The organism is Empedobacter sp. R132-2 (genome assembly GCF_030324375.1).
GTDB classification, from domain to species: domain Bacteria; phylum Bacteroidota; class Bacteroidia; order Flavobacteriales; family Weeksellaceae; genus Empedobacter; species Empedobacter falsenii_B.
The window spans coordinates 105,688-131,852 of sequence record NZ_JACAGG010000001.1 but is presented as its reverse complement, the minus strand read 5'-3'; the positions used below and the strand labels follow the sequence as shown (position 1 = coordinate 131,852).

At 31.4% G+C, this 26,165-nt stretch carries 22 protein-coding genes and 1 pseudogene; 17 read left to right on the top strand and 6 right to left on the bottom strand.

Annotation, left to right across the window (positions count from 1 at the left end):
- Window positions 1–126: 126 nt before the first annotated feature.
- A complete protein-coding gene (locus HXZ69_RS00680) occupies window positions 127–1,020 on the bottom strand; it encodes a lysylphosphatidylglycerol synthase transmembrane domain-containing protein (protein ID WP_286494700.1) in 894 nt (297 codons plus the stop codon).
- A gap of 121 nt (window positions 1,021–1,141) precedes the next feature.
- Between HXZ69_RS00680 and HXZ69_RS00675 the strand changes: the two genes are divergently transcribed.
- Genes HXZ69_RS00675 through HXZ69_RS00665 form a run of 3 tightly spaced genes read left to right on the top strand, consistent with a single transcriptional unit; the run spans window position 1,142 to window position 3,333 of the window.
- Window positions 1,142–1,942 (top strand): SDR family NAD(P)-dependent oxidoreductase, encoded by an 801-nt coding sequence (locus tag HXZ69_RS00675; RefSeq protein ID WP_125348676.1) that lies wholly within the window; start codon window positions 1,142–1,144, stop codon window positions 1,940–1,942.
- A 3-nt stretch (window positions 1,943–1,945) separates the two neighbouring features.
- Window positions 1,946–2,398 (top strand): GNAT family N-acetyltransferase, encoded by a 453-nt coding sequence (locus tag HXZ69_RS00670; RefSeq protein ID WP_286494699.1) that lies wholly within the window; start codon window positions 1,946–1,948, stop codon window positions 2,396–2,398.
- Entirely contained in the window at window positions 2,395–3,333 is a 939-nt protein-coding gene (locus tag HXZ69_RS00665) for a hypothetical protein (protein WP_286494698.1), read from the top strand. The genes HXZ69_RS00670 and HXZ69_RS00665 overlap by 4 nt, the downstream gene beginning before the upstream one ends.
- A 389-nt stretch (window positions 3,334–3,722) precedes the next feature.
- Here the strand turns inward: HXZ69_RS00665 and HXZ69_RS00660 are convergent, their stop codons facing one another.
- From HXZ69_RS00660 to HXZ69_RS00650, 3 genes are read right to left on the bottom strand one after another with little or no spacing between them, the layout of a single operon-like run.
- On the bottom strand, window positions 3,723–4,613 hold the full coding sequence (locus HXZ69_RS00660; protein WP_286494697.1) for a DMT family transporter: 891 nt from the start codon (window positions 4,611–4,613) through the stop codon (window positions 3,723–3,725).
- 51 nt (window positions 4,614–4,664) lie between these two features.
- Window positions 4,665–5,219 (bottom strand): DNA-3-methyladenine glycosylase I, encoded by a 555-nt coding sequence (locus tag HXZ69_RS00655; protein WP_286494696.1) that lies wholly within the window; start codon window positions 5,217–5,219, stop codon window positions 4,665–4,667.
- A gap of 3 nt (window positions 5,220–5,222) precedes the next feature.
- Complete coding sequence (locus HXZ69_RS00650; RefSeq protein WP_286494695.1) at window positions 5,223–7,226, bottom strand: thioredoxin domain-containing protein; 2,004 nt, start codon at window positions 7,224–7,226, stop codon at window positions 5,223–5,225.
- 76 nt (window positions 7,227–7,302) lie between these two features.
- On the opposite strand from HXZ69_RS00650, the gene putP reads away from it, so the two are divergent.
- From putP to HXZ69_RS00610, 8 genes are all read left to right on the top strand, one after another.
- Window positions 7,303–8,802, top strand: coding sequence for a sodium/proline symporter PutP (putP, locus tag HXZ69_RS00645; RefSeq protein ID WP_286494694.1), 1,500 nt, complete (start codon window positions 7,303–7,305; stop codon window positions 8,800–8,802).
- Between the two features lie 99 nt (window positions 8,803–8,901).
- Window positions 8,902–9,183 (top strand): DUF2750 domain-containing protein, encoded by a 282-nt coding sequence (locus HXZ69_RS00640; RefSeq protein ID WP_286494693.1) that lies wholly within the window; start codon window positions 8,902–8,904, stop codon window positions 9,181–9,183.
- A 211-nt stretch (window positions 9,184–9,394) separates the two neighbouring features.
- Entirely contained in the window at window positions 9,395–11,179 is a 1,785-nt protein-coding gene (gene mutL / locus HXZ69_RS00635; protein ID WP_286494692.1) for a DNA mismatch repair endonuclease MutL, read from the top strand.
- A 4-nt stretch (window positions 11,180–11,183) separates the two neighbouring features.
- Complete coding sequence (locus HXZ69_RS00630) at window positions 11,184–11,927, top strand: rhomboid family intramembrane serine protease (RefSeq protein ID WP_502875726.1); 744 nt, start codon at window positions 11,184–11,186, stop codon at window positions 11,925–11,927.
- A 3-nt stretch (window positions 11,928–11,930) separates the two neighbouring features.
- Window positions 11,931–12,818: a rhomboid family intramembrane serine protease gene (locus tag HXZ69_RS00625; RefSeq protein ID WP_286494690.1), complete on the top strand. Its 888-nt coding sequence runs from the start codon at window positions 11,931–11,933 to the stop codon at window positions 12,816–12,818.
- A gap of 1 nt (window position 12,819) precedes the next feature.
- A complete protein-coding gene (locus HXZ69_RS00620; RefSeq protein WP_286494689.1) occupies window positions 12,820–13,860 on the top strand; it encodes an endonuclease/exonuclease/phosphatase family protein in 1,041 nt (346 codons plus the stop codon).
- 33 nt (window positions 13,861–13,893) lie between these two features.
- Window positions 13,894–15,423: a helicase HerA-like domain-containing protein gene (locus tag HXZ69_RS00615; RefSeq protein WP_286494688.1), complete on the top strand. Its 1,530-nt coding sequence runs from the start codon at window positions 13,894–13,896 to the stop codon at window positions 15,421–15,423.
- Window positions 15,424–15,427: 4 nt separating this feature from the next.
- Window positions 15,428–16,795 carry an exonuclease domain-containing protein gene (locus tag HXZ69_RS00610; RefSeq protein ID WP_280045288.1) on the top strand — a complete coding sequence of 456 codons (1,368 nt, stop codon included), beginning with the start codon at window positions 15,428–15,430 and terminating at the stop codon, window positions 16,793–16,795.
- 100 nt (window positions 16,796–16,895) lie between these two features.
- Here HXZ69_RS00610 and HXZ69_RS00605 read toward each other — a convergent pair.
- Together HXZ69_RS00605 and folK are read right to left on the bottom strand one after the other, a co-directional pair.
- A pseudogene (locus HXZ69_RS00605) lies at window positions 16,896–17,722 on the bottom strand (IS982 family transposase).
- 136 nt (window positions 17,723–17,858) lie between these two features.
- Window positions 17,859–18,365, bottom strand: coding sequence for a 2-amino-4-hydroxy-6-hydroxymethyldihydropteridine diphosphokinase (gene folK / locus HXZ69_RS00600; protein WP_286494687.1), 507 nt, complete (start codon window positions 18,363–18,365; stop codon window positions 17,859–17,861).
- A 10-nt stretch (window positions 18,366–18,375) separates the two neighbouring features.
- Here folK and sppA point away from each other — a divergent pair, with 10 nt between their 5' ends.
- From sppA to rodA, 6 genes are all read left to right on the top strand, one after another.
- Window positions 18,376–20,064, top strand: coding sequence for a signal peptide peptidase SppA (gene sppA, locus HXZ69_RS00595; protein ID WP_286494686.1), 1,689 nt, complete (start codon window positions 18,376–18,378; stop codon window positions 20,062–20,064).
- Between the two features lie 168 nt (window positions 20,065–20,232).
- Window positions 20,233–21,258, top strand: coding sequence for a rod shape-determining protein (locus HXZ69_RS00590; RefSeq protein ID WP_019975837.1), 1,026 nt, complete (start codon window positions 20,233–20,235; stop codon window positions 21,256–21,258).
- A 14-nt stretch (window positions 21,259–21,272) separates the two neighbouring features.
- A complete protein-coding gene (gene mreC / locus HXZ69_RS00585) occupies window positions 21,273–22,124 on the top strand; it encodes a rod shape-determining protein MreC (protein ID WP_115001503.1) in 852 nt (283 codons plus the stop codon).
- Window positions 22,114–22,629, top strand: coding sequence for a rod shape-determining protein MreD (mreD, locus tag HXZ69_RS00580; protein WP_115001501.1), 516 nt, complete (start codon window positions 22,114–22,116; stop codon window positions 22,627–22,629). The genes mreC and mreD overlap by 11 nt, the downstream gene beginning before the upstream one ends.
- Window positions 22,626–24,611: a peptidoglycan D,D-transpeptidase FtsI family protein gene (locus HXZ69_RS00575; protein ID WP_286494685.1), complete on the top strand. Its 1,986-nt coding sequence runs from the start codon at window positions 22,626–22,628 to the stop codon at window positions 24,609–24,611. The genes mreD and HXZ69_RS00575 overlap by 4 nt, the downstream gene beginning before the upstream one ends.
- Before the next feature lie 46 nt (window positions 24,612–24,657).
- Complete coding sequence (rodA, locus tag HXZ69_RS00570) at window positions 24,658–26,124, top strand: rod shape-determining protein RodA (RefSeq protein ID WP_502875724.1); 1,467 nt, start codon at window positions 24,658–24,660, stop codon at window positions 26,122–26,124.
- The last annotated feature ends 41 nt before the right edge of the window (window positions 26,125–26,165 follow it).

Sequence of the window (26,165 nt, the reverse complement as noted above, 5' to 3'; positions counted from 1 at the left end):
TTCGTAATTGGATTGCAAATATAGGGCTGTTTTTGAATAATCCAAATAGTTAAAATGAAAAAAATTAAATAAAATTTAATGTTAGGAGTTAACTCTTTTCATTTCAAAGAAATAATTTTTTAGATTTTAAAAAGAAATATTCGTCTTTTTCTTTTTTTCTTCAATTTTAACGCCTTTAAATAGGTAAATAATCCCAATAAATGAGATCGAAATGGTGATGATAGAGAAAATAAATGCAGCACTTGTAGCTAAAGTTTCATCAAAATTGAATCGATGTGCAGCATACATAAACACTGCTTCTCTTATTCCAAATCCACTAAATGAGATAATCGATAAAATTCCTGATACTAAAAAGATCAATAAATATATACTGAAATTGTCTGGATGAATATTCAATCCTTCCAAAACAAAATACAACATACCAACTTGTATCAATTGTAATACAATCGAATAAATCATCGAGTTGTAAAAAGTTCTTTTATGAATAGGGAAAATGATTCCTAAAATAAATGGAACAGCTACAAAACCAACCAATGAAAAGATTAAAGAACCATATTGTATCCAAGGGTAATCTGTCAAATTTGAGAAAAATATTAGAAAAATGATGATTAACAACATTGCGCAAAGTCCAATAATTTTGTCAAGAAAAACCGCTTGCGAAATTTCTTTTAGACTGATTTTATAGTTTTTATTCAACACATAAACTTTGTATGCATCTCCACCAATTCCACCTGGAACAAAGGTATTGTAAAACATTCCTAAAAAATACAAACGTGCATTTGATTTATATGATAAATCAAGATTGATGTCCCGAAAATAATAGTCTAAACGAAAAACAGACAATGCTTGCGAAAGTACATAAAGGATAACAGCAATAAAAATATACGCCCAATTCGCATTTTTGTAATGACTGAAAATATCAAAAATATGTAGTTTAACAAAGAAGATATAATAGATTAACGCAATACTAATCGTTAATTTAATTCCTGTTATAATATATTTTTTAGTTTTTGGATTCAATTGAAATCTTTTGATAATTAACGCACAAATTTAGAGAATCTTCTAGTAACCATTCAAAAAATTATTTATCTACCAATATTTGTCTGATATTACGTAGTTTTGCGTTTAAATTAATCGAATCATGCAATCAAAAGTTATTGTAATTACAGGTTCTTCTTCGGGGGTAGGATTGACTTTGGCAAATTATTTTCACGATAAAGGACATCAAGTTTATGGTTTATCAAGAACAGCTAAAGGTCAAGAAAAATTTAAACATATTGCGACAGATGTTTCGGATAAAGAAAATGTAAAACGTAGTTTTCAGCAGATTTTTTCGGAAACAAATAACCAAATTGATGTGTTGATTAACAATGCCGGAATTGGAATGTTAGGCGCTGTGGAAGATGCTTCGAAAGCTGATATCGAGAAATTATTGGAGGTTAACGTCTATGGTCCAATTTATACAATGCAAGAAGTTTTGCCTACAATGCGCGCGCAAAAAAACGGTTATATCCTGAATGTTTCGTCGATTGCGAGTAACAATGGTTTGCCTTTTAGAGGATATTATTCGGCTTCGAAGGCGATGATTGATCGTTTGATTGAATCGGCTCGTTTGGAAAATCGTCACACAGGAGTAGAAATTGCTACGTTGAATTTTGGAGATATCAAAACCAATATTGCAGAAGGTCGTGTGAAAACTTTTGTGTCAAAATTTTATCAAAAAAGATATGATGCAATGGTTGCTGATATCGATCACGAAGTGCAAGATGGTACGCCAACAGAAGATTTGATTCCGATTATTGAAAATATTTTGGCTCAGAAGAATTTGAAACCACATTATTATATTGGAAAATCGATGCAGAAATTTTCGGTAATCTTGAAAAATATTTTACCTCAAAAAATGTTCGAAAATATTATTGCAAAATATTCAAAATTAGATTAATAGATGGAAAAGGTTATTTGGCATTATAAATCTTTTGACGATTTAACATCGAAAGAGCTATATAAAATAGTGCAATTGCGTAACGAAGTTTTTGTGATTGAACAAAATTGTATTTACCAAGATTGCGATGATAAGGATTTGGTTTGTGGACATCTTTGGGCAACGATTGGCGATGAGGTTGCAGCGTATTCTCGAATTGTTCCGAAAGGAACTTCATACGAAAACGAACCTTCAATTGGTCGTGTAATTTCGAATCAAAAGTTTCGTCGTTATGGATTAGGGAAACAATTGATGAAAAATTCGGTTCAAATCATTGAAAATCAATTTAAAACGTCTTCAATCCGAATTTCTGCTCAATCTTATTTGAAAGAATTTTATTCTTCGTTTGGCTTCGAGCAAGTTTCGGAAGAATATTTAGAAGACGATATTCCGCATATCGAAATGTTGAGAAAATGAAATTTCTAAAATACTTTTTCATAACGCTATTTTCAGCTTTCATTGCATTAGTTTTGGTTGATGTCTATTATTCGAATCAACTCAAAAAAATGGCTTTGTTTAGCGGAGAAGTGCAAGAATGGAATCAAATAAGAGAAGGAAAAACGAAGGTTGAATTGGCTATTTTTGGTTCTTCTCGAGCATTTATTCAAATTAATCCGAATATTTTAGAACAAGATTTAAAACTGACCACGCATAATTTTGGATTAAACGGAAGTAAATTCAAAATGCAATTGTATCGTTTCAATTTGTATTTGAATCATAATCCAAAACCAAAAATAGTTGTTTGGAATTTAGATACTTTTTCGTTTTCACACATTGATGAAGTTTTTCAGCCAAATCAATATGCGCCATTTATGTTATGGAATTTTAAACTTTATGGTGCATTAAAAGAATATAAAGATACGAAATTGGTTGATTTTATTGTACCGCTTTATCGTTACAGAGATCAAACGTATTGGAAAGATCAAATTGTAAGGGCTAAGAAAGAAAAATTGCATAAAGACGGACTTTTTCGTGATGATGGTTTCAAATCATATAACCGAAAATGGAATGTTGATTGGGAAAAAATGAAAAAGAAAAACTCTGATTTTGACTTCTCAGATTATACTTTATTAGAAGAATTAATTGCGAAATGTGAGCAAGAAAATATTCAGCTTATTTTTACAATTGCACCCGAATTTTACAAAGGTCAAGATTATATGTTGAATCGAGAAGAAGTGATTAATCGTTATCAAACAACATTACAAAAGCATCATCTTCCGTTATTAGATTATTCGACTGATTCGATCAGTTATCAACAAAAATGGTTTTACAATACCACCCATTTAAACGATAAAGGGGCGGATGAGTTTACCAGAATATTAGCAACAGCTTTAAAACCTTATATGCAATAGGTGTACAATATAATTAACGCATTCAAAAAGACACTGTTGGAACAAAGTTCCAGTAGTGGTTTTTTGTATGGGATACCTAAAAGAAGAAAGGAAGGATTCGGAATTTTTAGCGAAAAATCGTATTTTTAAATCCGTAATTTCAACCCCTCTTTAGGCCACTTTATTTTCTTTCACGGCCATTGTTCAGTATCGGTTCTATGACGCTTCTATGCCGCCTTTATGCTACCTCTATGCTGCCTTTGTACCGCCTCAACTTCGCCTCAATCAGGAGGTTTCTCTTGTCTTTCTTCGGTGATGCTCTTGTCTTGCTTTAAGTAAAGTTCTCCTATGAAATGAATGCGCATAAAAAATCCTCATTCCAATGAATGAGGATTGATCGTATAGTACCGTTAAATGGTTTCGATTTGTTTTTTGTTTGGTTTCTGCGTCAAATACACACCTGATAATATCATAGCAAAGCCAAATAAATGCATGAATGTGATTTGTTCTCCAACTAAAAATCCCCAAAAAACAGAAACAATCGGCATCAAATAGGTGACCATTGAGGAGAACATCGAGCCAGTGGCTTGGATTAATTTGTAGAATAAAATCATTGCTAATGCAGTCCCAATTAAGCCTAATATGGCGACATATCCCAAACTTTCTAATTGTTGAGGTGTACCAACAAAGTCAGTGAAAAAACCGGATAAAAATAAGATTACAATAGAAGGTAATAACCAGATTGTAAATAATGCTGATGACAATTGGAATGATGGTACATCGTTTAAATAGCGAGTTAAAATCAAACTATTTAGTCCATACAAAGCAGTTGCTAATACAATTAATAAACAATGTAATAAACTGTTTTCACCTGAAAAACTATCTCCACTAATTAATAGAACAGCTCCTAAAAAACCGATCAACGCACCAATTATTTGATTTTTAGTTCCTTTTATGTTAAAAAACAAAGCGCCAAATAACAAGATAAATAAAGGAACCAACGAATCTAAAATTCCAGCCATCGAGCTTGAAACGTGCGTTTGAGCCATTGGGAATAAAAACATTGGAATAAAATTTCCACAGAAACCAGCCAATGCAACGTATTTTAATTTGTTTTTTGGAATCTTAAATAAACTTGGAATTCCCCAAATGGCTAAAATTCCTCCTGCGATAGATAGACGTAAAGCGCCTACTTGATAGGGTGTGTAAGAAACCAATCCTTGTTTGATTAGTATAAAAGAACTTCCCCAAGTTAAAGCTAAAATACCGAGGATAATCCAATATTTTAATTCGATTTTCATGTGCTAAATTTGCGCAAAGATGCGAAAGTTAGCTGTTTTTACAAACATAATTTATTTACAAAAGCAATCGTTGGTATGATCGTTAACCATTCCGGTCGCTTGCATGTGCGCATAAATTGTTGTTGAACCAAAGAATTTAAAACCTCTTTTTTTCAAATCTTTTGCAATTTTGTCCGAAATTTCTGTGGTTGCAGGAACTTCTTTTATAGAATTCCAGTTATTTATAATCGGTTTGTAATCAACGTATTTCCAGATGAAATTGGAAAAAGAACCAAATTCTTTCTGAATTTCTATAAATAATTTTGCATTATTAATTGCTGCTGAAATTTTTCCTTTATGCCGTATAATTCCTTCATTTTTAACCAATTCATCAATTTTAGTTTTATCAAATTTGGCTACTTTTTCAACATCAAAATTCGCAAAAGCTTCTCTGAAATTTTCTCGTTTTTTAAGAATTGTAAACCAACTTAATCCAGCTTGAAAAGATTCGAGAATCAGAAATTCGAATAAAATTTTATCATCTTTTACAGGTTTTCCCCATTCGTTATCGTGATAATCGATGTAATCTTGGTCTTTATTTACCCAAGCGCAACGTGTTTTTTCCATGGTTTATAAATTTTTATAGGCTTCTTCAATAGAAAAAATTGGTAATTGACATGCATAATTTTCGCAAATATGAATGGATGTTTTATTTTCAATCAATCTATTTTTAGTAATCTCTAATTGTTCTGTTTCTGAAGCAACAAAAATCGCATTCGGTACATAACATTGTTGGATTTGTTTCGAATATTTTTGAGCTTCATTACCAACGATAACAATTTCTTTGAACGGATAACTGAAATTTAAATACAACTGAATCCAATTTGCAAAACCAGTTGGATAATCGTGAATTTTTTCATCAATATTCGTTAACATTTGCTTGGCTTGTTCGATGTATTTTTCTTCATTTAAAATTTTTCCTAATTTGAATAAATTAGTTGCCATGACAGAATTTGAAGAAGAAATAACATTATCATAAATCTCAAATGTTTCATTCACCAAAGGTGTGTCATAATGCGACTTGTAAGCAAACATTTTATTTTTGTGATTGTAAAATTGATTAAATGTTTCCTCTGTTAATGTTTGAGCGGTTTCCAAATATTTTATCTCGGATGTGATTTCAAAAAGCTTAATTAATGCTTCAATCATCAACGCATAATCATCTAAAAATCCTGGAATTGTCGTTTGTTTATCTTTATAATTTCGGAATAATGTTTCGTTTTTCCGTTGATTTTCTAAAATAAAATGAATTGCGTTTTCGGCTAAATCAAGATATTCAGGAATTTCAAAAGTGATAAATGCATCGCACAAACCTTTTATGGTTAGCGCATTCCAAGAAGTTAAAACTTTTTCGTCACGATGAGGTTTTATACGTTGTTCACGAATTTGATTAAGGATTTTTTTCCATTCAGAAACTTTGGTTTGAAGTTCTATTGTTGTAATATTCTGTTTAGATGCAAAATCTTCGTCATCTGTCAACCGCATTAAAATATTATTGCTTTGTTCCCATTCACCAAATTCATCAACATTGTAATATTGCTGAAATAAGTCAAAATCATTTTTCAAAATTGTTTTCAATTCATCCGATTTCCAAACATAATATTTTCCTTCTTCACCTTCAGAATCAGCATCAATAGCAGCATAAAAAACATTTTCTGGCGAAAGCATTTCATCTTTTAGCCAATTGATGGTTTCTTTTACTATATTTTCATATTCTTTTTCGTTGAAAACTCGATAAGCATTTGAGTATAGAGAAAGCAGTTGTCCATTGTCGTAAAGCATTTTTTCGAAATGTGGAACTTTCCAATACGGATCGACTGAATATCGCGAAAAACCTCCTTTCAATTGATCGTAAATTCCTCCAAAAGCCATTCTGTCTAATGTTATTTTGGTTTGAATTAAACAGTTTTCGTTTTTAGTTTGAATTCCATAACGTAAAATAGTCTCCCAAGCATTTGGTAACATAAATTTTGGTGCACGATTAAAACCGCCCCATTCGTCATCAAATTGTTGTCTCCAAAATTCGAATGTTTCGTCGATTTTTTCTTTCGAAAAAAAATGTTCAGATTTCAATTCAATCGTTTCCATTTTGTGTAAACCATCAGCAATAGAGTTGACATATTCCATTGTTTTAGCTTTATTGTGATGATACAAATGATTAATATTTTCTAATAATTCAATCCATTGAACTTTTGGGAAATAAGTTCCGCCATAAAAAGGATGACCATCAGGCAAAGCAAAAACATTCAGCGGCCAACCACCAGATGGATGAATTATTTGCGAAACATTCATGTACAAAGCATCTAAGTCAGGGCGTTCTTCACGGTCGATTTTAATGCATACAAAATACTTGTTCATTAATTTAGCGACTGTTTCGTCTTCAAAAGATTGGTGTTCCATGACGTGACACCAATGACAAGCTGAATAACCAATTGAAATAAGCAGAGGTTTGTTGATTTCTTGTGCATGATTCAAAACTTGGTCGCTCCAACTTTGCCACCAAACAGGATTGTTTTCATGCTGTTTTAAATAAGGGCTTGTTGCATTTTTGAGGTTATTTTGTTGAAAACTCATCCGTAATTATTTAGAAATTTAAAGTTCGTTTATTTTTTGTGGATGAAAAATTATATTTTCGATAAAAATTAAACACATGAACTTTTACGAGTATATTTCTATAGGTGCGTATATGGCTTTGATGATTGGAATTGGAATTTATTCTTACCGAAAGTCGACAAGCAATTCTGAAGAATTTTTGATTGGAGGACGGAAAATGGGAGCTGCTGTTACGGCACTTTCTGCAGGTGCTGCTGATATGAGTGGTTGGTTGCTGATGGGAGTTCCTGGAGCAATGTATTTCACAGGTTTATCGAGTGCATGGATTGCAATAGGTTTAACAATTGGTGCTTTTCTTAATTATGTTTTTGTTGCGCCACGCCTTAGAGTTTATACTGAAGTTGCCAATAATTCGATTACAATTCCTGTCTATTTCGAAAATAGGTTCAAGGATAAAACACGTTTATTACGTATTGTTTCATCTATTTTTATTTTGGTGTTTTTTACTTTGTATACATCTGCTGGAATGGTTTCTGGAGGGAAATTGTTTGAATCTGCTTTTCATATGGATTATATGACAGGAATTTGGATGACAAGTTTTGTTGTTGTTCTGTATACTTTTTTGGGTGGATTTTTGGCTGTTAGTTTAACAGATTTTATTCAAGGAACAATTATGGTGTTGGCTTTGGTTATTGTGCCAATAGTTGCTATTGCTGAAATTGGTGGAGTAGAAGAAACTTTTTCATTAATTAATACGAAAGGTGATAATTATTTAGATCTATTTGAAGGGACAACTACTATTGGGATTTTATCTTTGATGGCTTGGGGTTTAGGTTATTGTGGTCAACCACATATTCTTGTTCGCTTTATGGCAATTGGTAAAGTGTCAGATATTCCGAAAGCAAGAAATATTGGAATAACATGGATGATCTTTACTGTTGGTGGAGCATTATTAGTAGGTTTGGTTGGAATTGCTTATTTGATGAAGTTTGATCAATCAACGATGCAACTTTTTGATGGTTCTAAAACAGATGCAGAAACAGTGTTCATCTATTTTTCGCGTGTATTATTCCATCCATTGATCGGAGGATTCTTATTGTCAGCAATTTTAGCTGCTGTAATGAGCACCATTTCTTCTCAGCTTTTAGTTACATCAAGTTCGTTAACAGAAGATATTTACAAAGCATTTTTAAATAAAAAAGCAACACCAAAACAGTTATTAACAGCAAGTCGTTTATCGGTTTTAATTGTAGCATTAATCGCGGTGTTGTTGTCATTAACACCAAAAGATTCTATTCTAAATTTAGTTGGAAATGCTTGGGCAGGATTTGGATCTGCATTTGGACCAGTAATCGTTTTCTCTCTTTTTTGGAAAAAAACTTCTTGGCAAGGAGCTTTAGCAGGTATGTTAACAGGAGGAATTGTTGTCTTAGCTTGGGTTTATGTAAATCACGATTACAAAGATTGGTATGAAATGATACCTGGGTTTTTATCTTCGGTTATCGCAATTTATGTCGTTTCGTTAATGACTCAAAAACCTAATAAAGAAATTGACAAAGAATTTGATGAAATGAAAGCTGTTTTGAAAGAGAATTAACATGCATCCAAAAGAAATAGAAAATATATTAAAGTTAAATCCTTTTGAGCGCTATCAATATTTATTCGAAAAATTGCTGACGGGGAAATTGCTTATATAATGATTTTTCCTGATGGTAATTATGCTATTTCTATAATTAATGATAAAAAAATATTTCCAATTTGGTCAGCGAAAGTATTTGCTGAATTAACAAAAAATGATGGTTGGGAAAATTGCCAAATATTGAAATTGACTTTAGATGATTTCGAAGAAACTCTTTTCTATTATATTGATGAAAATAATTTATTGATAAATGTTTTTCCTACAGATAAAACTGGTTTTGTCGTTAGTTTAGAAGAATTCGCTAGGGACTTAAAAGATGAATTAGAACAATATCAATGAAATATAAAAAAAATAGGTAGGCATTTGTCTACCTTTTTTATTGCTTAAAATTATGAATTTATTATTCAAAAGTTAAAACTTAAAACTTAAAACTTCAAAAATTGTTGATAAGTTTCACTTGTAGAGAATAAGGTCAAAAGAGAGATTTGTTTGTATATTTGTAAAGTTTGATTAAAAAAATAGTCAAAATTAAATCAATTTATACGAAAGGATGAACGATATTATTCAATTACTGCCAGATCATGTAGCCAATCAAATTGCCGCAGGAGAAGTTGTACAACGACCAGCTTCTGTCATAAAAGAATTGATTGAAAATGCGGTGGATTCTGGCGCGACTTCTATTCAGGTGATTGTAAAAGATGCTGGCAGAAGCTTGATTCAAGTGATTGATAATGGTTCGGGAATGAGTGTGACAGATGTTCGAATGGCTTTTGAACGTCACGCTACTTCAAAAATCAGAAAGACAGAGGATATCTATAATATTCATACAAAAGGTTTTCGTGGAGAGGCTTTGGCATCGATTGCTGCGGTTGCGCAAGTAGAAACGAAAACGCGTCGAGAAGATGATGAGGTTGGTTCGCAATTGGTGATTGAAGGTGGAGAAGTTCGTAACCAAGATCCGGTTGTTTGTCCAGTTGGAACGTCTATTTCGGTAAAAAATCTTTTCTATAATGTACCTGCTCGTCGTAATTTCTTAAAATCAAATCAAGTTGAATTTCGTCATATTCAAGATGAGTTTCAACGTGTTTCGATGGCGCACGAAAACATTAGTTTCTTTTTACATCACAATGATGCAGAGGTTTATCATTTGAAAGCCGGAAATCTGAAACAACGTATTGCTCAAATTTTTGGAAAAAAATTAAGTTCACAAATTATATCCGTTGAAGAAGATACAGAAATTGTAAAAGTAAAAGGTTTTGTTGGAAAACCAGATGCAGCAAAAAAATCGCGTGGCGAGCAATTTTTCTTTGTGAATAATCGCTTTATTCGTAGCGGATATTTGCATAATGCAATCGTAGATGCTTTTGAGAGTTTGTTGCCAACGGGGTATAGTCCTTCTTATTTTTTGTATTTAGAAATTGATCCGTCAAAAATTGATATTAACATTCATCCAACTAAAACAGAAATTAAATTTGAGGATGAAGCATTGATTTTTACTATTCTTAGAGCTGCTGTAAAACACGCTTTGGGACAATTTAATGTAATTCCTTCGTTGGATTTTGAACAAGATCCAAACTGGGCTTTTATTCCGTCTGCGACAGAAGATACAGAAATTAAAATGCCAGAAATTACGGTAGATTCTAGTTTTAATCCTTTCGAGCATCAACAAACAAGAGCGCCGAAACCATCTGATATTCGTGCGAATATGGATTTTTATAAAGATGCTGTTGAGTTAGAAATTGAAAATAATCATGCGCATCAATTATTTGAATCTGAAGATTTTCATGATAGTTTTGAAGTAATTCAATGGATGAATCAATATTTGGTTGTTGAATACCGTGGCGAATTGTTAATCATCGATCAACATCGCGCGCATCAAAAAATATTATTCGAAAAATTTATACATTCAAATAATGGAAGTGCATTGGTACAACAAATGCTTTTCCCGATTGAGTTGGAACTTTCGCCAAATGATCGTCAGAAATTAATCAATGTAGAACATCAATTGTTGAGTTTTGGTTTTGATATATCGTTGGATGAAGAAGCAATACAGATTAATGCAATCCCTGTTGATGTGCAACAAGAGGATGTTGTATCTGTTTTTATGGATTTTATCGAGGAATTAGAATACCAAGAATCAATTGAATTAGAAAATACGTTTGCAAAAATTTTAGCAAAAAATGCGGCTGTTAAAAAAGGAGTTTCATTAAAATCTGAACAAATGCAAACTTTGGTCGAAGAATTGTTAAGACTACCAAATCCGAATTTTACGCCATACGGACGCCCAATTTTTGTGCAGATGAATACGGCTGATATCAAAAAAACATTACAATAAACGAATGAGACAATCTATACCACCGATTACAAAGAATTTACTTATTATAAACGGTTTGTTCTTTTTTGCAACATTTGTTTTTATGCAGACTAGACAAATCGATTTGAGAGTGATTTTAGGTGCTTTTTATCCAGAATCTCCCAACTTCAAATTTTGGCAAATTTTGACGCATATGTTTATGCATGCCGACTTTTCACATATTTTGTTTAACATGTTTGCATTGTGGATGTTTGGTTCTGTGGTTGAACAAACTTTTGGACCAAAAAAATTCTTGACGCTTTATTTGTTAGCTGGTTTAGGCGGTTTTATATTGTTTAATGCAGTTAATTACTTTCAAATAGAGCAGTTAAAAGATGCTGTTCAAACGCAAGGAATAGGTTTTAGTCAAATTTATGAAGCTGCAAAATTAAATATGCAAGGTGGATATCATACGAATTCAATTATTCAAACTAACCAAGCTGCGTCAGAACTTTTGACAAATTATGTAACACCAATGGTTGGTGCTTCTGGTGCGATTTATGGTTTGTTATTGGCTTTCGCGGTTTTATATCCAGACGAAAAATTAATGTTAATCTTTTTCCCAGTGCCAATTAAAGCAAAATATTTTATTCCAATAATGGTGTTAATTGAGTTTTATATGGGATATCAAAATATCGGAAATGTAGCACATTTTGCGCATTTAGGAGGTGGATTGATTGGTTTCTTGTTAACAAGACATTGGAAAAAGAATTTATATAGATGGAATTAAGAAATGGCAAATAATATCTTAGACGATTTAAAATTAAAATATTCATCAGGAAATAGTGCAACAAAGTTAATTTACGTTAACGTTGTGGTGTTTTTTACATTGTTAATTGTTGATTTTGTTCTTCGAACGGTAGCAAATTCTACGATTACAACAACTGGTTTGTTTGCGTTGTCATCTTTCAATGATTTAATTGTGAGACCTTGGCAAATCCTAACATATTCTTGGTTACATGGCAATCTTTTTCATTTGATAATGAATATGGTTTTGTTGTATTTTGTTGGACAAATGTTTTTGCAACAATTTCAAAACCGAAATTTAGTTACATTCTATATTTTTGGAGGGATCACTGGCGGAGTTTTCTTTTTATTGTTTCAGAATGTTTTCAATTATTCACATTTATTAGTTGGTGCTTCGGCAGCGGTTTATGCAGTTTTTTTTGCTATGATTTCGTATAATCCGAAAATGCCTGTTCGTTTGTTATTGATTCCAACTTCATTTCCTTTGTTGTATATTGGTTATGTATTTATTGCATTCGATGTGTATAATATTATTGCTAATCAAAATGCGGGCGGAAGTATTTCGCATTTGGGAGGTGCTATTTTTGGTTATCTTTATATGAAACAATTTGAGAGAGGAAATGATTTTTTAGGTAACTTTATTTTCAAAATAGAGCAGTTATTTAAGAAAAAAGAGAAATCAACTTTCAAAACATATAAAAATACTTCTTCAACTTCTTCGCGATCAAATGTTCCGAAAGATGATTACGATTTTAATCATCAAAAAGTTGAAAAACAAAAAAAAATTGATGAAATTTTAGATAAGATTTCTCGTTCAGGTTACGAGAGTTTGTCCAAAGAAGAAAAAGACTTTCTGTTTAGAGAAGGTAGGTAAAATGAGTATAATCAGTAAGTTTAAACTAAATTATTTCAATCGTTTAGTACTAACAATTAATATCGTTTTTTTGTTGGTGGCTTATTGTGTCTATTTAAATAAAATTTTTACGCCTACAGAAATTCCATATTTTAACTTCATTTCGATCGGTTTCCCAATATTATTTGCATTCGGAGCAATGTTTTTACTGTATTGGTTGCTGTTTAGCTGGCGACACTTTTTGTTAATTTTAGTTCTTTCAGCCGGATTATTTTATCCTATTTATCTTTCATATCCAATTATACAATTCAATAAAGTTGAAGACAAAAAAGCTGATTTATCTGTATTGACATATAATGTACATGGTTTTAAAGAAGAAGGAACAAAAGAGCTTTTGATTAAGAATAAAGCTGATATTATGTTGCTTCAAGAGGCATATGAAGGTCAACAGAAAAGTCTAAAAAATAAAGAATTCAAAAATTATTATTCAGAATTTTATGGTTTATTGACAATTTATAGTAAATATCCTATTATTCAAACAAAAAAAATAACACCTGATGATAATGAAGAATTGAATGGACTTGCCGCTTATGCTGATATCGATTTGGGAAATGATACGATTCGTGTGATCAATGTTTATCTTGAGCCAATGTACATTGATAAAGCGATGGTGAAAGAAATTATTCAGTCTGATGATTCGCGAACTGCCGAAATTTCGAGTCGAAAAGTTGAGTTGAAATTGGTGCAAGGAATGCAAAAACATCAAAAACAGTTAGAAGCAATTATTCCATATATCAAATCTTCGCGTCATCCTGTTATTTTGGGAACGGATCTTAATTCGACACCAGTTTCGTACGAATATGAGAAGTTAAAAAAATATCTTCAGGATTCTTATATCGAAGTTGGAAAAGGAAATGGGACAACTTTTCATGGATTTAAATTTCCAATTAGAATTGATTATTTATTTCATTCTAAATTATTTAAACCTGTTGAAGCACATGTTATTCGAAAAAAATTCTCGGATCATTATCCAGTAGCTGTAAAATATAAAATTTCAGAATAATATTTTCCTATATTTATTCAATAATCAATCAAAATGAACCATAAAGAAAGCTTTATTCAAGAGATACAAAGTCGTTATTCTTATAAAAACGATAAAATAATTTTAGGCAAAGCCAAATTAGATGGCGAAATTGTAGAAGAAGCTGAAATTTCAGTTGCGCTAAAAACAATGAATCGTCACGGGTTGATTGGTGGTGCAACGGGAACTGGGAAGACAAAATCTTTGCAGATTATCGCTGAGCAACTTTCTTTAAAAGGCGTTCCAACATTATTGATGGATATCAAAGGAGATTTATCAGGGATTGGAGCAGCTGCAAATTCGGAAGATAAAAATGCGCAAGAAAGAATGGAATCGCTTAATTTGCCTTTTGATCCGCAAGCTTCTCCTGTCGAGTTTTTGTCTATTTCTGATGAGCCAGGAGCAAAACTTCGTGCAACTGTAAGTGATTTTGGTCCAATTTTATTCAGTAAAATTTTGGAACTGAATGAAACACAAGAAAGTATTATTTCAATTATATTCAAATATTGTCAAGATCGTAATTTACCTTTGATTGATTTGGAGGATATTCGACGTGTTTTGCAATATGTGACAGATTCTGATGAAGGAAAATCTGAATTAAATTCGAATTATGGAACAATTGCGCCAGCTTCTTTGGGAGCTATTTTGCGCAAAATTGTTGCATTAGAACAGCAAGGTGCAACAAAGTTTTTTGGAGAACCAAGTTTTGATGTTCAGGATTTATTGAAAACGAAAGACGGAAAAGGAATTGTAAATATTATTCGTTTGATTGATATTCAAAATCAACCTAATTTATTTTCAACTTTTATGTTGAGTTTATTGAATAAAATTTATTCTCAATTCCCTGAATCTGGAGATTCTGATAAACCGAAATTGGTGATTTTTATTGATGAAGCACATTTGATTTTTAAGGAAGCTACGAAAGCTTTGTTGAATCAAATTGAAACAATGGTAAAATTAATTCGATCAAAAGGTGTGGGATTATATTTTGTAACGCAAGTTCCTGGAGATGTTCCTGATGCAGTTTTGAGTCAATTAGGTCTTAAAGTTCAACATGCGTTAAGAGGTTTTACTGCGAAAGATCGTAAAGAAATAACAAAAGCTATCGAAAATTATCCGACAACTACCTATTATAAAGCAAGTGAAGTAATCACTCAATTAGGGATTGGAGAGGCTTTTGTGACTGCTTTAGACGAAAAAGGTATTCCAACTCCTTTGGCTTATACATATATGCGAGCGCCAAATTCGAGAATGGATATCTTGACTTCAAATGAAATCGATACGATTACCTCAAACTCAGATTTAGTGACAAAATATGCGACAGATATTGATCGTGAATCTGCAAATGAAATTTTATCACAAAAATTAGAACAACAAAAAAATATAGAGAAACCTGTTCCAAAAGCAACTTCAACAAGAAGTATTCCTAAAGAAAAAAATTGGACAGATAATCCTGTTGTGCGTGATGTAAGTCGTACTGCAACTCGAAAATTGATGGATTTTGGAATGAAAATGTTAACTAATTTTTTAAAAGGAAAAAAATAAGCACGTGTACGCGATTTTAGATATAGAAGCGACTGGCGGAAAAGTGGGGGAAGAGTCAATCATAGAGATTGCGGTGTATAAATATGATGGAAAAGAAATTGTCGATCAGTTTATATCATTAGTTAATCCCGAAAAAAAGATTGATCAATATGTACAAAGGTTAACGCATATTTCGGATAAAATGGTGTTGACAGCGCCTAAATTTCACGAAGTAGCAAAACGTATAGTTGAGATTACAGATGATTGTATTTTAGTTGGACATAATGTAATGTTTGATTATAGAATGCTAAAACAAGAGTTCGATCGTTTGGGATATAATTACGAAAAAGAATGGATTGATACTTTCGAATATAGCGAAAAATTGATTCCAGGATTACCTTCATATTCTTTAGGAAAATTATGCGAATCGCTTGGAATTGTAGTGACAGATAGACACAGGGCTTCTGGAGATGCAAGAGCGACAATTTCTTTGTTTAAATTATTGTTAGATAAAGATTCGGAAAAAATAATCACGAAGAAAACAGGTTTAAAACAACCTAAAAAAGCACATTCTAAGTATCAGAAACTGCTTGAAGGTTTACCTAATTCTATCGGGGTTTATTATTTATACAATAGCCGAAAACAACTTATTTATATTTGTCGAAGCAATAATATTGCACGATCTATTAATCAAATTTTTACATCAAAAACTTTAAAAGCTAATAAGCTGAAACGTTATACACGTTCTATAAAATTCGAAGAAACTGGAAGTGGTTTTCTTGCTGCAATTAAAGAAAATAACGAGGTCTTGAATAATCAACCAATGTATAACGTAAAGTTAGTTGAGAATAAAGTTTATCCTTTTGGATTGTATTATTTGGAGTCTAAACGTGGTTATTCGAGATTAGAAATAGGGAAAGTTAGAAAGACACAACCTGTTTTGAAATTTAAAACTAAAGAACGTGCAAAAGAGGTTTTAGAGAAAATCGTTCATGATTATAATCTTTGTCAACAAGTAAATGCGGGAATTAAATCTGATGAATCTTGTTTCCAATATAAAGTAAATAAATGCAATGGAGCTTGTGTAAAAGAGGAATCTAAAGAAGTTTATAATGAACGAATTCAAAGTTTTATTAAAACAACTGAATATCCTTCCGAAACTTTTTTGATTATTGATAAAGGACGAAAAGGAATTGAAAAATCATTTTATTTAGTTGAGAATGGAGAATTTAAAGGATATGGTTATTACGAATATCATCATCAAATAAAAACGTTAGAAAAGATTCACAATATCTTAATTCCGATTAAAGAAACGGAAGAAATAAAAAATATGCTCAAATACTTTTTGTATAAAGTTTCTTCTAATTCTAATCAAATCATTATTATTGAATAATATTCTTTATGAAGAAAATATAAAAAATAATAAAAAAGCTCAGTTAATATTAACTGAGCTTTTTTGTATGATTAAATTTAGACTATACCCGTTGTGCATTTTAAATAATTTGAGTTTTTAGATTATTAATATTTCGATTAAAGTATGTTTTATTAATGTACTGAACCACAGTAAGTGCAGTAATTTTAGCTAAAATTCTGGTTTTAAACCCTTCGAAAGTCTTTGCATAATTTCGTCTAATCATAAACTGATCACATAGTTGAGAAAATAACGTTTCAATTCTTTTTCGATACTTTTTGAATGAATAAAACTGAGGTTTGTAATCTTTTTGATTCGATCTTTTTGGTGATTCTAATCGTATATGAACTTCACTAAATAAATAAATTTGAATTGTTTGCAACTAATAATCTCTATCACCAAGTAGTACTCAATCTGATAGTTGAGATTTTATATCTTTCAAAAAATAAATATCATAAACAGATGCAGGACTAATATCAATACTCTAGAAAACACATCTTAAAGAACAATCAGCATAAAGTTTATAGCCTTAAGAAGACATTTACTGAGAAGCACAAAAACCTCTATTTGGTGCACTAAACTGATTTTATTTGCAAATTTTCGAGCGTTTAATTCTTGCTATTTTACAAAACTGAAACGGCATACTATCAATGATTAAAACAATTTTCAAATTCATTAAATTCTTTCGCTAATTTGAGGCGAATACTATTAATTTGATATGATAATCTACATTTTCTTCGATTGTAAATACTTCGCTCAATTTTACAACTTACGCTTTAGGAATATTCCGAAATGAATTATTTTCACTATCAATACCCATAAATTCAGTAGTTAAGAAAAGACTTATGAGTTTTAAATCAAATGTTTAGGTCTTCTACATTGATAAATTAAAAGTTTATCTTAGGATATTTTTCATAGAATTTCCAATATTCTTTTATAATTTGCAAGTAAGTTATTCATTGTGAATTTTTTGTTGTAAAAACAATTTACAAATTTTCAATCAAATGAACAACTTTATTATTTAATAATCAAAATGCAGAACAGGCTAAAAATATAAACTTTTAATAAAATCTCTAGAATAATTTTGAGGATGAGGAATTTTCAAATAATTGCAATTAACTAAAACTTTATTATAGAATAATATATCAATATCTATTAAACGATCAACGTAACTCTCATTTTCTTTGGGTTTAAAATAGATTCTTCCCATTTTTTGTTCAATATCTTTAATTTTTTTCAAAATCTCAAATGGAGAATAACTTGTATTAATTTCTATTTTTTGATTTAAGAATAAATTAGGTGTAGTAAATCCTTCAGCCTTATTTTCAAGAATATTAGATTCTTTTTTTATTTCGCCTACCTCTTTGTTTATAAGGTTTTTAGCTGATTCTAAATTATTTTTTTTGTCACCTAAGTTTGTACCAAGTAACAAAATGACTATATTTTGCGACATATAGAGCAAAAGTAATAATAAATTAAAAATGAAAAACTTTTTCGGGAGAGTATTCTCAACAATCATAGGAAATCTATTAACGATTAGTGTATTTGTCATACTACTTTTCGTGTTGATATTTGTTTCAGCATTATCTGCTCCAACAAAAAGTGTGAAAGATGGTTCTGTTTTAGAAATTTCGTTGGAAGATCCAATTATGGAAAGTGATATGGATCGTTCCGTTTCTATTTTTGATATGTCAGAAAGTTCAAATGTTTTTTTACAAGATATTATTCATTCAATTGAAGAAGCGAAGAATGATGATAAAATAAAAGGAATTAGTCTGAAATTGGATAAATTTTCTGGTGGAGCTACGCAAGCGACTGATATTCGTAATGCGTTAGAAGATTTTAAAAAATCTGGAAAATTTGTGTATTCATATTCTAATTCAGGAAGTCAGTTGTCATATTATATAAGTAGTGTATCTGATAAAATTTATCAAAATCCTTTGGGTGGAACTTTATTACAAGGTTTGAGTTCTAATATTATGTTCTTCAAAAATGCAGGAGATAAATATGGTGTAGATTTTCAGGTGATTCGTCACGGACAATTTAAGAGTGCTGTAGAGCCTTATATGAGAACAAATATGTCTGATGAGAATCGTTTGCAATTATCGGAATTATTGAATGATGTTTGGGGTAATGTTTCAACTTCGATTACAAAATCACGTAAAATTTCTCCTGAACAATTTACAACAGTAACAGATAGTTTGTATGCTTTCATTCCAGAAACAGGAAAAGAAAACAAGATTTATGATGTATTGGCTCAAGAAAATGAATATCAAAAAATGTTATTCTCAAAACTTGGTTTGAAAGAAGAAAAATCAAAAACTGATTTTGAAGTTCTTGATAAACATACTATAAAAATGGAAGATTATTTTGAGACCTTATCAAATAAATCTGAAAAAGATAAAATTGCAGTTTTGTATGCTTCAGGAACAATTACTGAAGGAGATGGTTTTGATGGTATTCAATCGAAGACTTATGTGGATGCGATTCGCAAAATCAGTCAAAACGATAAAATCAAAGCTTTAGTTTTACGTGTAAATTCTCCTGGAGGTAGCGCAAATGCATCAGAAGAAATTTTATATGAATTGATGCAATTGAAAACAAAAATGCCAATCGTAGTTTCTTTTGGTGATGTTGCAGCATCTGGTGGATATTACATTGCACAAGCTTCTGACAAAATTTATGCTCAACCAAATACAATTACTGGTTCGATTGGAGTTTTCGGAATGATCCCAAATGCGCAAAAATTATTCAATAATTTCGGATTAGATTTTGATGAAGTAAAAACGAATGCAAATGCAGATCAGTTAAAATCTTTGACGACACCATTATCACCAACAGCAAAAAATACGATGCAAAAATCAATTGTATTGATTTATGGAAAATTCGTAAATCACGTTGCGACGAATAGAAAATTAACATACGAGCAAGTTGATAAAATAGGTGAAGGACGTGTTTGGTCTGGAACTCGTGCAAAACAAATTGGTTTGGTAGATGATTTCGGAAGTTTAGATACAGCAATAAAAGAAGCCGCTAAATTGGCTAAAATCGAAAAATATTCGACAGAGAATTACCCAAAACGAAAAGATTCTTTCGAAGAATTTATGGATAATCTTCAAGGAAAAAATACCGAAGCAGCAATTGCAAAAGAATTAGGTTCGGACGGAATCCGAATTTACAAAGAAATAAAGATGATGAATGAACAAAAAGGTGTTCAAGTTAGGCTACCTTACGATATTCAAATTCAATAAAAATCATAAAAAAGGGTTAAAATATTTTTAACCCTTTTTTATTGTTAAAATCTTACTATTTTAGTAAAAATATTTAGATGATTAAAAAATTAAATTCTCTTTTATAATCATCTAAATTTATTATACTTTTGTACATTCATTTTTAATAATACTGAGACATAATCAACGATGGGATTATTTGATTTTTTCACGCAAGAAATTGCGATTGACCTGGGGACTGCTAACACTTTAATTATTCATAATAATAAAGTTGTAGTAGATAGTCCATCTATCGTCGCTATACATAGAAGAACAAATAAAGTTATTGCTGTTGGAGAACAAGCAAAACACATGCAAGGTAAAACGCATGATGATATAAAAACAATTCGTCCTTTAAAAGACGGAGTAATTGCAGATTTTGAAGCTTCAGAATTCATGTTGACAGAGTTCATCAAGAAAATTCCTGGAATTCAAGGGAAGTTATTTTCACCTTCATTACGAATGGTGATTTGTATTCCTTCTGGAATTACAGAAGTTGAGAAACGTGCTGTAAAAGATTCTTGTGCACGCGTTAACGCAAAAGATGTTCGTCTTATTTACGAACCAATGGCTGCTGCGATAGGTGTTGGAATTGATATCACTCAACCTAAAGGTAACATGATTATTGATATAGGTGGTGGTACTACAGAAATTGCCGTTGTTGCATTAGGTGGTATTGTTTGTGACAAATCTGTGAAAATTGCAGGTGATGTTTTTACAAATGATATTGCATATTACTTAAGAACCCATCATAATTTATATATCGGAGAAAGAACTGCTGAACGTGTTAAAATTGAAGTTGGAGCTGCTGTAGAAGAACTAGAGCATGCACCAGAGGATATGCCAGTACAAGGACGTGATTTGATTACAGGAAAACCAAAAGAAATTACTGTAAATTACCGCGAAATTGCACGTGCATTAGACAAATCAATTTTACGCATTGAAGATGGTGTAATGGAAACGTTATCTCAAACTCCTCCAGAATTAGCTGCTGATATTTACAACACTGGTATCTATATGGCTGGTGGTGGAGCTATGTTGAGAGGTTTAGATCAACGTATTTCTAAAAAAACAGGTTTACCAGTTTTCTTGGCTGATGATCCTTTACGTGCTGTTGTTCGTGGAACTGGTATTGCACTTAAAAATATTGATAAATTCACTTTCTTAATGAAATAGAAGAGTAAAGAGCAATGCAATATATTCTGAATGCGATTAGAAGAAATGGAATGCTATTAATTTTTGTCTTTTTAGAGTTAATTGCGTTGTTTCTTGTCTTTAAGAAAAATATTTATCACGAAACTATTCTTGCCTCTGCAAGCACATCGTTTACAGGTTATGTGGATGATAAAATTGCGAAGGTGACAAACTTTATTCATTTACCGAGTGCCAATAAAGATTTGATGGACGAAAATGCCTTTTTGCGTGAGCAATTGGTGCATTTAGGTATTAAAGATGCGAAAACTAAACAGTTTTACAAATCGGATACCTTAGGTTATCATCAAACGTATTCTTTTGTACCTACAGAGATTGTAAATAACTCGATTATCAAAACGCAAAACCTTTTGACGATTGATAAAGGAACAAATGATGGAATAGAAAAAGGTGACGGAATCATTACAAATAATGGTGTAATTGGTATTGTAACTTTTGCTGGGAAAAATTATTCTCGTGCAATTTCGTTGTTAAACAAGGATATCAATATCAATGCACGTATCAAAGGAAATCAATATTTTGGGACAGTGAAATGGGATGGAAAAGATCCTCGTTTTGTCCAATTATATGAAATTCCGAAATACATCGAAGTGAAAAAAGGAGATATTATCGAAACAGATGGTAAATCGCCAGTTTTCCCAGAAGGAATTATTATAGGTAAAGTTGTAAGCAAAGGAATTGATGAAACGGGAGAAATGAAAGTTCAAGTAAGATTGAAACAAGATTTCGCCAATTTAGCACAAGCTTATGTGGTCACAAACCTTAATAAAGTTGAAATTCAACAAGTAGAAAAATCAGATACAATAACAAGTCCACAGAATGTTCAATAAAGATTTTTTAATCAATATTATCAAGATTATCGTTTTAGCTTTGTTACAAGTTTTTGTGTTTAATCACATCAACTTTTTAGGAAGTTATCAACCATATATCTATATTGTATTTGTATTATTTTATGCGCCTTATCAAAATAAATATGCCTTACTAATCTTATCATTTATGTTAGGATTAATGATAGATATTTTCGAATACACAGGAGGAATTCATGCTTTTGCATTAACACTTATCGCATTTCTTAGAAATCCAATCATCAAACTTTTGGCAGGAAAACAAGATTACGAAATGGAATTTTTCTCTTTCAATTCGTTCAGTTTTGCGCAATGGTTGTTTTATTTGATTATTCTAATTCTTGCACATCATATTATTTTATTACTTCTTGAGAATTTTAAACCATCAGGAATTGGACCTTTGATGCTAAAAGCATTAATCAGTTCGGGAATAACTTTTGTGTTTGTCTTTATTTATAAAATTTTATTTAAAAATAAAGTTGGAGTATGAAAAAGTTGATGGTTGTTTATGCACTCATCCTGTTTATAGTGTTTCTATTTATAGGACGTTTGGCGTATTTGCAATTATTTACAGATCGTTATACGTTAAATGCATTTAATACTTCGATCAAACAAGAAATCATTTATCCCAATCGTGGTGATATTCTTGATCGAAACGGAAAATTGTTGGTGAGTAATACCTATTCGTATGAATTAGACGTTATTCCAGGAAAATTAATTGACAGTTATGGAGAATATATGAATGGTTTTGATAAACCTAAATTCTCTAAAATGATTGGAATTTCAACACAACAATTTGATTCTATTTTAGAAAAAATTGTTACCGCAAAAGATTACAAAAAATTATCTCCATACCCTTTTTTAAAGAATATTTCGCGCGAAAATTTTGCTCGTATGCAAGAGCAATTATATTTGTATCCAGCGTTTAGTATCATCAAACGTCCTGAACGTAAATACATGGTAAATTCTGCCGGAAATATACTGGGCTATATAAACGAAGCCAATCAAGCATATATCAAAACAGATTCAACCTATTATCAACCTGGAGATTTGGTTGGTATTGCTGGTGTTGAGAAATCGTATGAAAAAGATTTGCGAGGAATAAAAGGTGTAAAAAACTGGATTGTAGACCGAACAATGAATGTTGTTGGTCCATATAAAAACGGAGATTATGATCGACCTGTAAAAAGTGGGAAAACAGTTCATTTGACAATTGATTATCGTTTGCAAGAATTGGCAGAACAAATGCTTCAAAATAAACGTGGGGCAATTGTCGCACTTGATCCTAATAATGGTGAAATTTTGGCTTTAGCATCCGCACCTACAATTAATCCAAACGATTATTTGAATACAAAGTTGAGAAGTGCATTAATCAACGATTCTATTGCTCGTCCAACTTATGATAGAGCTTTACAAGGAACTTATCCTCCTGGTTCTACATTCAAAATGGTAACGGCTTTGGCAGGTTTACAAATGGGAACGATGACAGAAAAAACAACATATGTTTGTAAACATGGTTTCCGTTATGGACGTATGCATATTGGTTGTCACTGTGGAATGTATTATACGCCGCAAGGTTTAGAACATGCAATTGGAAAATCGTGTAACAACTTTTTCTCAGAGGCTTACCGAGATATTGTTCGTAAAAATCCAAACGATTATAGTGTCGGAATTAATGAATGGGCTTCCATTTTGAATAGTTTCGGCTTAGGAAAATTTATGGGAACAGATTTACCTGTTGGTAGCAAAGGTCTTATTCCGACAGCTGAGTTTTACGACAATCGTTTTGGAGAAGGAGTTTGGAATCCTTATCGTATTATTTTTAATGGTATGGGACAAGGAGATATCAATACAACTCCGCTGCAAATGGCAAATTATACAGCAATTATTGCCAACAAAGGATTTTTCTATACACCGCATATTGTACATAGTATTGATGGAAAACCATTGACGGATTCTACTTATATGGTGAAAAAAAATACATTGGTTGATCCAAAACATTTTGACATCATTCAACGCGGAATGCGTAATGTATTTACAATGGGTACAGCTCGTAGTTTTGATACAAGTTCTTTTGTACAATTTGGTAAAACTGGAACTTCTCAGAACTCTCATGGACAAGATCACTCATTATTTGTATTGTTTGCTCCAGCAGATAAACCAAAAATTGCGATTGCTGCAATTGTAGAAAATGGTTCTTGGGGTACAACTTATGCTGGACCAATGGCGAGTTTGATTGCTGAATTGTATGTAACAGATACAATAAAACGTCCTGCGTTAGTGCAACGTATGAAAAATGGTAATCTACAAGGCGAATATCGTCGTCAATGGATAGATTATCTAAAAAGAAAAGGATTATACGTAGAACCTGTAAAAAAGGATTCTATCGGAAATAAAATAGATAGTTTAAAATTAAAAAAAGATTCAACAAAACTAAAACATGAGCCAAAGCAGATTACTAAAAGGAATTGATTGGACCGTACTGATCCTAGGGTTTCTGATAGTAACTTTCGGGATTATGAATGTGTATAGTGTCAATCCAGATTTAGGTGTAAAACAGCTAATTTGGTTTGGACTTGGAATGGTGATGATATTGATTTTGATAATTGCGAGCGGAAACAACCGTAATTTTTTCGAAATTTATAGTCCTGTCTTTTATATCATTTCCCTCGTTTTGCTTATTGGAGTTTTGATTGTTGGAAAGGAAATTAATGGAGCAAAAGCGTGGTATCGTTTTGGACCTCTGAGTTTGCAACCAGCCGAATTTGCGAAGATTGGTACAGCTTTGTTGATTGCTAATTTTATCAATCATTCAAACGCAAATCTAAAAGACTTAGGTTTTATAGGAAAAATATTGTTGATTATCGCAATACCAGTAGTTTTAATTCTTTTACAACCCGATTTAGGTTCAGTAATTATTTTCTGTTCATTAAGTATTGCCTTGTACAGAGAAGGACTTAATCCATGGATAATTTTAGCACCAATCATATTATTAATCATTTTCTTGATTTCGATTGTACAAATTCCTTTTTACGTTTTATTAGTTTTTGGATTTATAATTCTTACAATAGCTTTATTAATTTTAGCTTTCAATTATAATCAGAATGTAGTTGATGCGATGCATGGTGTTTTAATCGGCTTATCAATTTTCTTTTTATTATTGATTGGAATTTGTTATTTGGTTGAAGATTTATCTGAAGAAACACGCGAATCTTTCGGACATTTATTTCCAATGCGTTCCTTATTTTTCTCAGAACCAATATTTTTTAATACAACTTTCTTTGGATTGATAGGATTCTTTATATCAATTATTCCAGTTTTAATTTTAAAATTAACCGAACAAAAAGAAATTAATGATTCACCATTCAAAACACAATCTGGATTAGCTGCAAATGTTCTGAATTTTAGTATTATTGCGTCTATTGTGTTGTTATTATTTGCAAGCACGGTTAGTTTTATTTCTCCGATCATTTTTGAGAAATTACCCAAACACCAAAAAGAGCGTGTGATGGTTTTGTACGAAGGAGAAGCAAAGTATCGTGATACTTCGGGATATAATTTATTGTATGCAAAAACAGCGATTGGTTCGGGCGAATTATATGGAAAAGGTTACAATCAAGGAACTATTAAAAAAGGAAGGTTTGTACCAGAACAACAAACCGATTACATTTTTACAACAGTAGGAGAAGAGTGGGGATTCATTGGTAGTACAGCCTTGGTGATTGTTTATGCAGTTTTCGTAGGGCGATTATTTTTCTTAGCCGAAATCCAAAAAAATAGATTTGCACGATTTTATGGATATGCAGTCGCCTCTATTTTATTTTTCCACTTTTTTATCAATATCGCAATGGTGATTGGGCTTTTCCCAACGGTTGGTATTCCGTTACCATTTTTCAGCTACGGAGGAAGTTCGTTATGGGGATTCACTATTCTGATCGGAATTTTCCTAATCATTCATTACAAGAACAGTCAAGGATTTATTTAGAATAATAATTCAATAGAATAAAAAAGCTACATTGATTTTCA

What these genes read in the sequence shown, in the direction of transcription:
- HXZ69_RS00675 (WP_125348676.1), top strand. Translation starts at nt 1,142, where the DNA reads ATGCAATCAAAAGTTATTGTAATTACAGGTTCTTCTTCGGGGGTAGGA.
- HXZ69_RS00670 (WP_286494699.1), top strand. Translation starts at nt 1,946, where the DNA reads ATGGAAAAGGTTATTTGGCATTATAAATCTTTTGACGATTTAACATCG.
- HXZ69_RS00665 (WP_286494698.1), top strand. Translation starts at nt 2,395, where the DNA reads ATGAAATTTCTAAAATACTTTTTCATAACGCTATTTTCAGCTTTCATT.
- HXZ69_RS00660 (WP_286494697.1), bottom strand. Translation starts at nt 4,613, where the DNA reads ATGAAAATCGAATTAAAATATTGGATTATCCTCGGTATTTTAGCTTTA.
- HXZ69_RS00655 (WP_286494696.1), bottom strand. Translation starts at nt 5,219, where the DNA reads ATGGAAAAAACACGTTGCGCTTGGGTAAATAAAGACCAAGATTACATC.
- HXZ69_RS00650 (WP_286494695.1), bottom strand. Translation starts at nt 7,226, where the DNA reads ATGAGTTTTCAACAAAATAACCTCAAAAATGCAACAAGCCCTTATTTA.
- putP (WP_286494694.1), top strand. Translation starts at nt 7,303, where the DNA reads ATGAACTTTTACGAGTATATTTCTATAGGTGCGTATATGGCTTTGATG.
- HXZ69_RS00640 (WP_286494693.1), top strand. Translation starts at nt 8,902, where the DNA reads ATGATTTTTCCTGATGGTAATTATGCTATTTCTATAATTAATGATAAA.
- mutL (WP_286494692.1), top strand. Translation starts at nt 9,395, where the DNA reads ATGAACGATATTATTCAATTACTGCCAGATCATGTAGCCAATCAAATT.
- HXZ69_RS00630 (WP_502875726.1), top strand. Translation starts at nt 11,184, where the DNA reads ATGAGACAATCTATACCACCGATTACAAAGAATTTACTTATTATAAAC.
- HXZ69_RS00625 (WP_286494690.1), top strand. Translation starts at nt 11,931, where the DNA reads ATGGCAAATAATATCTTAGACGATTTAAAATTAAAATATTCATCAGGA.
- HXZ69_RS00620 (WP_286494689.1), top strand. Translation starts at nt 12,820, where the DNA reads ATGAGTATAATCAGTAAGTTTAAACTAAATTATTTCAATCGTTTAGTA.
- HXZ69_RS00615 (WP_286494688.1), top strand. Translation starts at nt 13,894, where the DNA reads ATGAACCATAAAGAAAGCTTTATTCAAGAGATACAAAGTCGTTATTCT.
- folK (WP_286494687.1), bottom strand. Translation starts at nt 18,365, where the DNA reads ATGACAAATACACTAATCGTTAATAGATTTCCTATGATTGTTGAGAAT.
- HXZ69_RS00590 (WP_019975837.1), top strand. Translation starts at nt 20,233, where the DNA reads ATGGGATTATTTGATTTTTTCACGCAAGAAATTGCGATTGACCTGGGG.
- mreC (WP_115001503.1), top strand. Translation starts at nt 21,273, where the DNA reads ATGCAATATATTCTGAATGCGATTAGAAGAAATGGAATGCTATTAATT.
- mreD (WP_115001501.1), top strand. Translation starts at nt 22,114, where the DNA reads ATGTTCAATAAAGATTTTTTAATCAATATTATCAAGATTATCGTTTTA.
- HXZ69_RS00575 (WP_286494685.1), top strand. Translation starts at nt 22,626, where the DNA reads ATGAAAAAGTTGATGGTTGTTTATGCACTCATCCTGTTTATAGTGTTT.
- rodA (WP_502875724.1), top strand. Translation starts at nt 24,658, where the DNA reads ATGAATGTGTATAGTGTCAATCCAGATTTAGGTGTAAAACAGCTAATT.